General features: G+C 74.3%; 8 protein-coding genes. 6 read left to right on the top strand and 2 right to left on the bottom strand.

Annotation, left to right across the window (positions count from 1 at the left end):
- Positions 1-22: 22 nt before the first annotated feature.
- Positions 23-511, bottom strand: coding sequence for a DUF4913 domain-containing protein (locus tag ABIE39_RS14365; RefSeq protein ID WP_354052289.1), 489 nt, complete (start codon positions 509-511; stop codon positions 23-25).
- 120 nt (positions 512-631) lie between these two features.
- Here ABIE39_RS14365 and ABIE39_RS14360 point away from each other — a divergent pair, with 120 nt between their 5' ends.
- From ABIE39_RS14360 to ABIE39_RS14330, 6 genes are all read left to right on the top strand, one after another.
- Positions 632-985: a DEAD/DEAH box helicase family protein gene (locus tag ABIE39_RS14360; protein ID WP_354052286.1), complete on the top strand. Its 354-nt coding sequence runs from the start codon at positions 632-634 to the stop codon at positions 983-985.
- A 1,034-nt stretch (positions 986-2,019) separates the two neighbouring features.
- Positions 2,020-5,697: a PQQ-dependent sugar dehydrogenase gene (locus ABIE39_RS14350; RefSeq protein ID WP_354052284.1), complete on the top strand. Its 3,678-nt coding sequence runs from the start codon at positions 2,020-2,022 to the stop codon at positions 5,695-5,697.
- Between the two features lie 94 nt (positions 5,698-5,791).
- Entirely contained in the window at positions 5,792-6,811 is a 1,020-nt protein-coding gene (locus tag ABIE39_RS14345) for a sugar phosphate isomerase/epimerase family protein (protein ID WP_034651214.1), read from the top strand.
- Between the two features lie 33 nt (positions 6,812-6,844).
- Positions 6,845-8,119, top strand: a complete 1,275-nt coding sequence (locus tag ABIE39_RS14340) for a hypothetical protein (protein ID WP_354052282.1) — start codon at positions 6,845-6,847, stop codon at positions 8,117-8,119.
- 133 nt (positions 8,120-8,252) lie between these two features.
- Positions 8,253-9,497: a WxL protein peptidoglycan domain-containing protein gene (locus ABIE39_RS14335; protein WP_354052280.1), complete on the top strand. Its 1,245-nt coding sequence runs from the start codon at positions 8,253-8,255 to the stop codon at positions 9,495-9,497.
- 83 nt (positions 9,498-9,580) lie between these two features.
- The gene (locus ABIE39_RS14330) at positions 9,581-10,003 is read left to right on the top strand and encodes a hypothetical protein (RefSeq protein WP_137281308.1); all 423 of its coding nucleotides are present in this window, start codon (positions 9,581-9,583) and stop codon (positions 10,001-10,003) included.
- Between the two features lie 76 nt (positions 10,004-10,079).
- Here ABIE39_RS14330 and ABIE39_RS14325 read toward each other — a convergent pair whose 3' ends face one another.
- Positions 10,080-11,624: a glycosyltransferase 87 family protein gene (locus ABIE39_RS14325; RefSeq protein WP_354052278.1), complete on the bottom strand. Its 1,545-nt coding sequence runs from the start codon at positions 11,622-11,624 to the stop codon at positions 10,080-10,082.
- Positions 11,625-11,654: the final 30 nt, after the last annotated feature.

The following is an 11,654-nucleotide window of genomic DNA, read 5'->3' as shown; positions in this document are numbered from 1 at the left end:
CCGGTCGAGTACGAGCTCGCCTTCACCGCCCAGAACGCCGCCCTTGCGGCATGATCACCACTAACCCCGTGTCAACCGTTCCTGCAGCAGTCCCGTGTTCGCCGTCGACGGGGCCGAACGGGCCGTTCTGTGGGTCGAGCAGGATGGCCATGTGGTGGTCGGCGTGGTCGCGCCACCACACGCTCATGCCGGTGGCGGGGTCTTGGTGTAGGTGTTCCCAGGCGCGCCAGAGCGCTTCGAGGCGGATCACGGCCTCGTCGTACTTCCACCACTCGGCGGCCCAGACCCGGTGCTCTCCGCGGCCGGCGATGTGGCGCCGGTACACGTTGCGCAGGTACTCGCGCACGAACTCGTCGACCGACCCGTAGTAGAGCGTCGGTGCGCCGTCCTCGTCGCCGCGTGCTCGACGACGGGCCGTGCCTGGTCGATGGCGTGGGCGAGGTCCTGGTCGGCGTGGTGGACCACGGCGACAGCGTCCTCGAGCTGCCCAACCTCTACTCGCACTACGGATCGCGCGTGATCGTCCTAGACACCGTGCTGCAGAGCTGGTCCCAGCGCGTGGAGGTCTGGGGCGAGTCCGGCATGAAGAGATCTGTGTGGAGCGTCCAACGTCACGGTCTACGGCGGGGGAGTGAGCGTCGCGAACTTCCTCGAGGACCTCTCGCGGATGGTCGGGGACTACGACCGGCTCTCGTCCTCGACGTCGACGGGGCGCGGGCAGCGCACGGTCTCCCAGCAACTGCACCGAGAACGCATTCTCGACGTGGCCGACGTCGCGGCGCTGCCCAAGGGCCGCGCCGTCGTCCCGGTCCCCGGAGCCCGCCCGACGCTCATCCGCACCATCCCGTGGATGGTCGGCCCGCACCGCGAGGCCGTCGAGGCGTCGGTCGCGGCGAACGACCCGCAGACCAAGCGCACCCTGCGCGAAGCACACGACGAGATGGCGGCCGTCGCGGCCGCCACACCGCCCGAGGAGGCACCGTGAGCGACTGCGGCGAGGACGAGTACGAGCCGACGATCGAGGTCAATCACGTCGACGCCGACGACGCGCCGGCCTCCGGCGGCCGGGCGACCGTCGAGCCACCCGAGGTCGTCGAGGCGCGGGCCACGCTGACGCTGGACGGCGCATGGCGGCGCACGCCCGCGCGACGGCCCAGCTCGACGACGCGCGCGACACCCTCGCGGACGCGAGGGCGCCCTGCATGTCGCCGAGGCCAAGGTCACCGACTACTGAGACGACGCGACGAAGGCGTGGTAGCAACGTGTCGCGGCGGCTGAGGACGTCAAAAGCGCGCCGGGTCCTCGCCTGGCGTACCGCCGCGCGGTCAGCGCCCGGGAGCGCGAGCTCGCGCCAGCGGCACACGTTCGCGGCCTCGTCGAGCACGCCGGCGAGCGGGGTCGCCCGTCGCCCGCCGGCGGACTGTGCGGCCAGCTCCTCGGCCGCTTCCACGACGGCGACGGTGAGCGTGGTGACGACTGGGCTGGCCATGCCTTCCTCGGACAGCAAGTACAGGGTGCCGGGTGTCGTCGGCGCCGACTGCCCCGCGGCGGAGGGCAGCCCGGCGCGCACGAACTCCTCCGGGCTGAACTGGGGCCAGGTGTCGGCGGGGACCCAGGCCGCGATCTGCGCCGCGTTCCTGCCTGCGGTCCGTGCATCGGCAGACTTTCGACTTTTGATTGACACCCGACAGAAGCCTCGTAGGATGACGACCGAGTGGTAGGTGAATTTCACCCGACCGCTACGGCCCGACCGCCTCCGCGCGTGCCCCGGTGCACGTGGTGGCACTCTCCGTCCGCACGACGACGTGCGGGGGGATCGCGCTCGACGACGAGACGAGGAGGACCACCGGGCAGGGGGCGCGCAGCCCTCCCACCAGCACAGACAGACCGAGCCGCCCTGATTCCGTCGTTGGCGCGACGGGGGCGACCCGGTCCGGATGACCCCTCACAGGCGACTGAACCTCACAGGAGCGGCATCAGATGAAGGATATCGACCGGCGTACGCGCCGGAACCGGCGGGTGACCGCGGCTCTGGCCGCCGGCGCCCTCGCGCTCACGGGCCTGGGCGCGGCGACGGCACCTGCCGTCGCGCACGACGGCGTCGACCACGGCGCGGAACCGGGTGCCGAGGCGGCGCTCGACTGGTCCAACTACGAGCGCGTGCTGCTGACGAAGGACGTGGGCGAGCCCATCGACCTCGCGATCCTCCCGGACTCGCGCGTCCTGCACACGGCCCGCAACGGCGACGTGCGGCTCACGGACCCGGCGACGGGCGTCACGCGCGTGGTCACGACGCTCGACGTCTACGCGAACTCGGAGGACGGCCTCCAGGGCGTCGCGCTCGACCCGGAGTTCGAGGACAACGGGTGGGTCTACCTCGTCTACGCGCCGCGCGACGCGGACGGCGACGGCGTCGCGGACACCCCGACGGGCAACGCGCCCAACTCGCTCCCGGCGGGCGAGGACGAGAGCTACTGGGACCGCTGGGTGGGCGTGAACCGCCTCGCCCGGTTCCAGTGGACGGGCGACACGATCGACCTCGCGAGCGAGCAGGTGATCCTCGACGTCGAGGTGCAGCGCGGCCAGTGCTGCCACGTCGGGGCGGACATCGACTTCGACGGCGACGGCAACCTCTACCTCACGACGGGCGACAACACGCCCGCGAGCACCCCGGGCGCGAACGGCTTCGCGCCGAACAACGACGCCCCCGGCATGAACCCGGGCTTCGACTCGCGTCGTGGCGCGGGGAGCACGAACGACCTGCGCGGCAAGATCCTGCGGATCCACGTCGAGGACGACGGCTCGTACTCGATCCCCGAGGGCAACCTGTTCGCGCCGGGCACCGAGGGCACGCGCCCCGAGATCTTCGTCATGGGCGTGCGCAACCCGTTCCGGTTCGAGGTCGACCCGGAGACGAACTCGCTCTCCTGGGGCGACTACGGCCCCGACGCGACGAAGGTGGTCGCGGAGACCGCGGGCCGCGGGCCCATGGGCCTCGTGGAGTGGAACGTCGTCTCGCTCGACGACCCGCACAACGCCGGCTGGCCCTACGTCCAGGGCGACAACTTCGCCTACAACGACTGGGACTTCGCGACGGGCACGCCGGGGGAGTTCTTCGACCCTGAGAACCTCGTCAACGACTCCCGCTGGAACACGGGCCTGCGCGAGCTGCCGCCGGCCCGCGCCGCGACGCTCTGGTACGGCGACAACCCGGGCGACCAGCCGTGGGACGAGCTCGTGAGCTTCGGCTCCGGCTCCGGCCAGGCGCCGATGGGTGGTCCCGTCTACCACTACGACGCCGACAACCCGTCGACGACGAAGCTCCCGGAGTACTGGGACCGCAAGGCGTTCTTCGGCGAGTTCTCGCAGGACTACCTCGCCGCGTTCACGGTCGACTGGGAGACGTTCGACGTCACGCACATCGAGGACTTCCTGCCGAACGCCGCGCTCGCCGCGGCGGGCCAGCCGCCGCACGACAACCCGATGGACCTCGAGTTCGGTCCCGACGGCTCGCTCTACGTGCTCGACTACGGCGACGGCTTCTTCCGCGCCAACCCCGACGCGGGCCTGTACCGGATCGACTACGCCGAGGGCAACAAGGCGCCCCAGGCGCGCTTCACCGCGACGCCCACGTCGTCGTCGCAGGCACCGCTCGAGGTGACGTTCGACGCGTCGACGTCGTCCGACCCCGAGGGTGACGACCTCACCTACGCGTGGGACGTGGACGGGGACGGCACGTTCGACGCCGAGGGCGTCCGGACGACGCACACGTACACGGAGATCGGCGCGTACACGGCGCGCCTGCGCGTCACGGACGCGTCGGGCAAGTTCTCGCTCACGTCGCGCGTCATCTCCGTCGGGAACCAGGCGCCCGAGGTCACGATCGAGCACCCGGCCGACGGCGCGTTCTTCGACTGGGGCCAGGCCGTCCCGTACAAGGTCACCACGACCGACGCCGAGGACGACCTCGGCGGCGGCGAGGCGCCGACGCCGCACCTCACGTCGGGCGACCAGATCGGCGAGTGGCTCGCGGACGCCATCGGGCACGACGTCCTCGTCGAGACGCTAGGGGTCGACGCCGAGACGCTGGGCGAGGCCTCCGGCTTCACCCTCGACGAGCTCGTCGCGATCTCCGGCGGCGCCGTCACCGCGCAGATGGTGGCGGACGTGCTCGAGGCGTACGCCGCCGCTTTCGAGGACCCGCAGGCGGGGTCGGGCACCGTGTGCTCGCGCGTCGCGTGGACGTACGGCCTCGGGCACGACGAGCACGCGCACCCCGAGTCCACGGGCACGGGCTGCACGGGCGCGTGGCGCACCGACCCCAACTCGCCCGAGCACGGCCCGGGCGCGCTCCTGTACGGGGCGGTCGTCGTCACGTACACCGACGCGGGCCACAACGGCCTCCCGCCGGCCACGGGCGAGGCGACGCTGCGCCTCAACCCGAAGGAGCAGCAGGGCGAGCACGCGATCGGCCGCGAGGGCGTCGAGGTGTTCGCCGACGCGACCGCGCGGGGCGGCAACGCCGTCCGCGGGCTCGGCGCGGGCGACTTCCTGCGGTACGACCCGGTGAGCTTCGCCGGGATCGACGGCGCCGTGGTCCGCGCGAGCGGCGGCGGCGAGCTCGAGCTCCGCTGGGGCGCGGCCGACGCCGAGCCGTTCGCGACCGCCGTCGTCCCCGCGGGCGAGGGCTGGCAGGACGTGGAGATCACGTTCGACGCCCCCGAGGGATCGGGCACGCTGTTCGTGACGTCGTCCGACGAGCTCGCGGTGGACGCGATCACCATGGTGGGCGCGGGCGCGGCGGACGTCACCGCCCCGACCGTCGCGCACACGCTCGCGCCGGAGGCGCCCACGGGCGTCGGCGGCGTGTTCAACGAGCCGGTGCGGTTCTCCGTGCAGGCCGCCGACGACGGCGCGGTCGCGAGCGTGCAGTACTCGCGCGACGCGGGCGCGACGTGGACGAACCTCGCGGCGAACCAGCAGTACGGCGTGACGTTCTCGCAGGACGGCGCGTACGACCTGCTCTACCGCGCGACCGACACCGGCGGCAACGTCTCCGAGGCCGGCGCGGTGTCGTTCACGATCGACCTCGACGCCCCGGACGAGCCGACGGTCGCCTCGGCCACGACGGTCTCCGTCGGCGCCGCGCGCGTCTCCTACGGCGCGCCGGGCGAGGCCGTCGTCACGGTCACGGGCGAGGGCGGCACGCCCACGGGCGAGGTCGTGCTCACCACGGGCGAGACCGAGGTCGGGCGCGGGACGCTCGCGGACGGCACGGCGACGATCGCGATCGACCCGTCGCTCGCCGTCGGGACGCACACCCTCACCGCGACGTACGGCGCCGACGGCGTCTACACGGCGTCGGCGGGGACCGTGCGCCTCACGGTGGCCCAGGCCCGGTCGACCACGACGGGCAGCGTGGCGCCGAACCCGGTGAAGCCCGCCGTCGCGGCGAAGGCGACGCTCCACGTGGAGTCGTCGACCGGCGTCGTGCCCACGGGCGACGTGCAGGTGACGGTGCGCAAGAACAACGGCACCGTCGCGTCGCTGACGGGAACGCTCGACGAGGCGGGGGACGTCGTGGTGACGCTCCCCAGGCTCGCGGCGACCGGCACCTACCAGGTGCAGGCCCGCTACCAGGGGTCCGCCGGGGTCGCGCCCAGCACGGTGAACCTCACCCTCACGGTCCGCAGCTGACCGTCCCACCGGTGGCCCGGGCGACCCGCCCGGGCCACCGGCCCCCAGGCGTCCCCGGGTGCGGTCCCGGGGCGGCTCACCTCGAAGGAGAGACATGAGTTCACACCACCACCCGACGGTCTCGGCCAAGCCGATGACCCGTCGCAACCTGCTCAAGGCGCTCGCGGCGTCGTCGGTCGCCGTGGGCGTGGGGGCCGCCCTCGGTCCGTCGGCGGCGAACGCGCTCGGCGGCGCCCTCCCGACGGCGGTCGCGCCGTCCGGCGGGCGCAACCGGCTCGTGCCGGTGAACCGCATCGGCATCCAGCTCTACACCGTGCGGGACAAGGTCAGCTCGCTCGGCTTCCGGGCCGTGTTCGAGGAGCTCGCCGACATCGGCTACTCCGAGATCGAGTTCGCGGGCTACACGCAGGGGAGCGTCGGCGCGATCACCGTGCCGGAGATCCGGCAGCTGCTCGACGACAACGGCCTGCGGGCCGTCGGCGCGCACGTCAACCTCACGCCGGCGAACATCGACGCCGAGATCGAGAAGGCGCTCGCGCTCGGCATGCCGCACCTCGGCCAGGGCGGCCCCATCGCGGGCGGCTACGGCGGCCCCATCCCGAAGGCGCAGTGGCTCCAGGCCTGCGAGACCTGGAACCAGATGGGCGAGAAGGCCCGCGCGGCGGGCCTCAAGCTCTACTCGCACAACCACGCCCAGGAGTGGGCGTTCACCAGCGACGACCCGAACCAGCGCGTCTACGACCTGCTGTGGGACAACCTCGACCCCGAGCTCGTGTTCTTCGAGATGGACGTCTACTGGGCCTACGTGGGCCGCCACCTGTACCCCGGGTTCGAGCCGATCGACTACGTCACGCGCGACCCGCGCCGCTTCCCGATCCTGCACCTCAAGGACGGCAAGACGAACGAGTCCAGCGGCAACGGCTACGACATCATCGAGTTCGGCGCCGGCGACATCCCCTACCAGGCGTTCCTCTCCCAGCTCCGCGACCGAGGGCAGCGGTTCGGGCTGTACGAGCAGGACAACGCGGCGACCGTGGCCGAGCCCGGCAACGCCCTCAACTCCCTGGGCAACGCCCGCCGCAGCTACGGCGAGATCTCCTCGCTCCGCGGCTGACGCGGACCGACCACACCTGAGAAGGAGCATCACATGAAGTGGAAGTGGAAGGTCCCGGCCGCCGCGCTGCTCGCGGTGGCCACGGCCACGGCGGTCGCGCCCGCGGCGCAGGCCGCCGACGTCGAGTGCACGACCGACCTCGGCGACCGGACCGTCAGCGGCGACCTCGTCGTCCCGGCGGGCGCGGACTGCGTCCTCGGCGGCGCGACCGTCGAGGGCGACGTCGTGGTCCAGCCCGGCGGCTGGCTCGACGCGACGTCCGTGACCGTCGGGGGCGACGTCGTCGCGACCGACGCGTACGGCGTGCTGCTCGACGGCACGAGCGTCGCCGGGGACGTCAGCGTCTACTCGGCGGGCACCCGGAACGGGTTCCTGTACCTCAACGACCTCACGGTCGGGGGCGACGTCGCGGCCGGGGGCGTGGACGTCGAGATCAGCGACTCGACCGTCTCCGGCGGCCTGCTCACGCAGGAGGCGACCTACGTCGACCTGCTGCGCACGTCCGTGCGCGGCGACGCGACGCTCGACGGCTCCGCGTTCGGCGTGACGGTCGCGGGCGCCGTGGTCGGGGGCACGCTCACCGTGAGCAACGGTGCGCGCGACCTGCTCGTCGGCGCGACGGCGTCCGGCGAGGCCGACGAGTGGGGCAACGCGGTCGCGGGCGACCTCGTGCTCAGCGGGAACGCCGGCAACCTGCGAGTCGCGGGCACGGCGGTCCAGGGCACGATCCGCGCCACGGGCAACGACCCGGCCGCCGTCTTCGGGCCCGGGAACACCGCGGGCGGCGTCGAGGGCGACCACACCGGCGAGGAGCCGGGGGCCGCGCCCGAGGGCGACCAGGCCGTGGCCGTCACCGTGCCGCAGCAGTCCGGGGGCGAGCTCACGTGGTCGCTCGAGGGCTCGTCGCGCCTCGTCGACCTCGGCGTCGCCACCGAGGAGCTCAGCTACTACCAGGCCCAGGGCCAGCTCGTCCCGGTGCGGGTCCAGGACACGCGCGCGGGCGACCCGGCGTGGTCCGTCACCGGCCAGGTGTCCGACTTCACGGCGGGCGGCCAGACCGTCGACGGCAAGCACCTCGGCTGGACGCCGGGCGTCATCGAGAACGGCGGCGACGCGGTCGCCGGCGCGCCGGTCGCGTCCGGGTTCGACGAGGGCGAGGGCCTCAAGCAGGCGCGCACCCTCGCGCGGGCCGACGAGGGCCACGCGCGCGGCGCGTCCGTGGTCGGCGCCGAGCTCGACCTCAAGATGCCGCTCGACACCCCGCGCGGCACCTACACCGCGACGATCACGCTCACCGCACTGGGCTGATCCCGCGGGACACCGCAGCCCGGCCCGCCACGGGCCGGGCGACCGGTCGGCCACCACGCACGCCGTGGTGGCCGGCCGGGCCGGCGGCTCGTCGTCCGAGCCGCCCCACCTGCACCGACGAAGGACCGAGCGCATGACCCACCGACGCAACTCTCCCGCCCCCGCGTCCCGCGCCCTGCGCGCGCTCGCCGGGCCCCTGCTCGCGCTCGCGCTCCTCGCCGCGCCCGCGGCCGCCGCGCTCCCCGGGGAGGCCGCGCCCGCCGCGGCCCCCCGCCAGGTCGCGCCCGCCGCGCGGGCGTCCCTCGCGACCGACGACGCGCCCGCCCCCGACCCGGCGCAGACCGTGCAGTGGGGCGTGCGCCCGGGAGACACCGCCCAGGGCGTCGACCGTCCCAACTTCGCGTACTCGCTCGCGCCCGGCGGCTCCCTGCGCGACAGCCTCGTCGTCTCGAACCACGGCGACACCCCGCTCGCACTCGCCGTGTACGCCGCCGACGGCTTCCTCACCGACGACGGCACGCTCGACCTCCTGCCCGCGGGCGAGGAGTCGACCGCGCTCGGGTCGTGGGTCGCCCTCGACCAGGCCGAGGTCGAGATCCCTCCGCAGGAGCGCGTCGAGGTCCCCTTCACCGTCACCGTGCCCGACGACGCGACCCCGGGCGACTACGCCGCCGGAGTCGTGTCGTCCCTCGTCGTGGTCGCCGAGGACGGCGTCACGACCGACCGCCGGCTCGGCTCGCGCGTCCACCTGCGGGTCCAGGGCGAGCTCGCCCCGGCGCTCGCGGTCGACGACGTGCGGCTCGCCTACGACGGCACGCTCAACCCGTTCGCGCCCGGCAGCGCGACCGTCACGTTCACCGTGACGAACGAGGGCAACGCGCGCGTCGCGCCGGCGACCGCCGTCCGCGTCGCCGGTCCGTTCGGGCTCGGCGCGACGTCCGCGACCGACGTCGACGTGCCCGAGCTCCTCCCCGGCTCGTCCGTCGAGCGGACCGTCGAGGTCGACGGCGTCTGGCCGCTCGGACGCGAGGTCGCGACGCTGACGGTCGGCGGCGAGGTCGTGCCGCTGCCCGGGACGGTGCCCGACCCGGAGGTCGTCGTGCCGGGCGTCGTCGCGACCGCCACCACCTGGGCAGTGCCGTGGGTCGCGCTCGGCCTCCTCGCCCTCGTGGCGCTGGTCGTCGTCTGGCGCGTCCGCGCGCGGCGCCGGGCGCGGACCGCCCAGCAGCGCGCGGTCGACGCCGCCGTCGCCGCCGCGCTCGCCGAGCGTGCCGCGGGTGGGGCGGACGAGGCGCGGGCCGAGGACTCCCCGAGCGACCCCGACGCCGTGGGCAGCCCGGCACCGGACCACGACCCCGTGGCGAGACCTGCGCCGTGAGGTGACCGGGCCGGAGCGACGGTGGCGGAGATGGTGTCACCTGGCGTGCCTGGGCGGCGCGGTGCCTTCGATACGGTGCGGGGGTGCAGCTCGAGTGGACACAACCGTTCCGGTGGGGCCTCCTCCTGGCTTTCGACGAGCAGGAGTCCTTCGACCTTCCCCCGGACCTCGGCGATGAGGCGATCGCTTCGTCACCTTCCTGCCTGGCCGTGCCGGTGCTCCACGCCGCCGACGTCGACGTCTCGGACGACTGGCCCGACGAGGTGGATCCTCCGTCGGCGACGGTCACCGTGACCGTCGTCGTCGGCGAGCCCCTGCCCACGGGGGTCGCGGAGTTCGACGGACGGCTCAGCTGCCCGTCCGGGCGCCTCTCGATCGGGGACGCCGAGAACGAGCGCACCCTCGACGTCCCCCGAGGGCCGCTGCGTGTGCAGGTCGACCGGGAGCCCGCGGAGTACGCGAACCACGTGACGATGCGCATCGCCGCCGCCCGGGAGCCGGACTGACGCCGGGGAACCTCGGCACGAGTCCGTGGAGCGGTACGGGGCCCGCGCCTGAGCGTCCCCGTCGCGGGCCGCGGGCTCAGCCTTCCGGCCGTGCGACGTCGTCGTGCGGGACGAGCACCTGCACCCCCGGCCGGTCGAGGACGGTCGTCGTCGTGGCGTCGAGGGTGCGCCAGGTCTCGTCGCTGAACCCGTTGCCGGTCGACCGCACGAGCACGGCGGACGACCCCGACGTCAGGTAGCGCAGCGCCTCCTCCTGCCAGGCGAGGTTCCGACGGCGCGGCACCGGCTCGCCGGCGGCGTCCCGCGCGCCGTGGTCGTATGAGTACCCCGACAGGTCCACCGGGAGCTCGCAGCCGCGCTCGAGGTCGCGGCTCAGCACGTCGAGGACGGCGAGGACCCCGGGGGAGTCGGCGCGGACGCAGCCGTCGTCGGGGAGCGCCGCCGCCACCTCGGCCGTCGGGAACGGGGCGATGCGCGGTGCGGTCTGCACCGCGGCCACGAGGAGGGCTGTGGCGCCGATGCTCAGGAGCGCCCCCGCCGCGACCCGGCCCGGGCGGGGCAGGAGCGAGCACGCGGCGGCCAGGACGAGGACCAGCGCCGGTGCCGAGAACGCCGCGTACTGCGGGTACGCGGACGGCGAGAGCAGCAGGACGCCGACCTGCACCGCGAGCAGCACGACCCACAGCCGCCCGCGCCGCCCGACCCACGCCGCGACCGCGGCGACCGTCGCGAGCGCCAGCACGGTCCACGCCACCACGAGCTGCTCCTGCTCCGGCACGAGGTCGCGCAGGCCGCCCGTCCCCGTGAGCCACACGAGCCGCTGCTCGAGGTCCGTCGTCGCCGGGGGCCGGGTGAGCTGGTCGAGCACGACCATGCGGACCATGTCCGACCCCGCGGCGAGGAGGAACGGGCCGAGCACCGCCACCAGCGCGACGACGGCGCCCGCGGCCGCGCGGGCCGCGGTGCGCCACCCGGCGACGACCAGCAGCCAGAGGAGCACGACGAGCAGCGGCACCACGCCCCAGATCTTGACCGTCGCACCGAGCCCGAGGACGGCACCGCCCGCCCAGAGCCACGGGCGCTCGCGGCCGGTGCCCTCCCGGTGCCGGTCGAGGCCCCGGAGCAGCAGCACGACCCCGCCGAGCAGGCACAGGGAGCCGAGGGGTTCGAGGAGCGTGAGCCGCTCGGCCCACGCCGCGGCGTACGACAGCGCGTAGAGGACGCCGCCCACGACGGCCGCCGTCGTGCCCCACCGGCGCGCGACGCGTGTCACGAGCACGGCGTTGGCCGCGCCGACGAGCATGATGCCGACGCGCGCGGCGACCAGGGCGTGGTCGTCGCTCGTCCACGTGGTGAGCGCCGCGAAGGGCGTCAGGGCGAGCGTCGAGCCGGGCGGGTGCAGCAGCAGGAAGTCGCGGTAGGGCACGCGGCCGTGGACGAGCGCCACCGCGGCCGAGAAGTACACGCCGTCGTCATAGCCGCGGTACCCGCCGATGCCGGCCGAGCCCCCGACGAGGTGCCACCGCACGAGGAACGCCAGGCCCGCCACGACGGCGGCCACGACCCACCCCCACCGCGCGGCAGCGGGCGCTCGGCGCGGGGCACGGGCTGCCAGGCTCACACCCGCCAGTGTGCGCCGGGGCCGCGGCGG

This window comes from Cellulosimicrobium sp. 4261 (genome assembly GCF_040546915.1).
Lineage (GTDB): Bacteria > Actinomycetota > Actinomycetes > Actinomycetales > Cellulomonadaceae > Cellulosimicrobium > Cellulosimicrobium cinnabarinum.
Note: the sequence above shows the minus strand (reverse complement) of the source record. Positions and strands in the feature narration are given on the sequence as shown.

Bases quoted from the DNA above. Each gene is read 5' to 3' on its own strand.
- ABIE39_RS14345 (WP_034651214.1), top strand. From the start codon at position 5,792: ATGAGTTCACACCACCACCCGACGGTCTCGGCCAAGCCGATGACCCGT.
- ABIE39_RS14340 (WP_354052282.1), top strand. From the start codon at position 6,845: ATGAAGTGGAAGTGGAAGGTCCCGGCCGCCGCGCTGCTCGCGGTGGCC.
- ABIE39_RS14335 (WP_354052280.1), top strand. From the start codon at position 8,253: ATGACCCACCGACGCAACTCTCCCGCCCCCGCGTCCCGCGCCCTGCGC.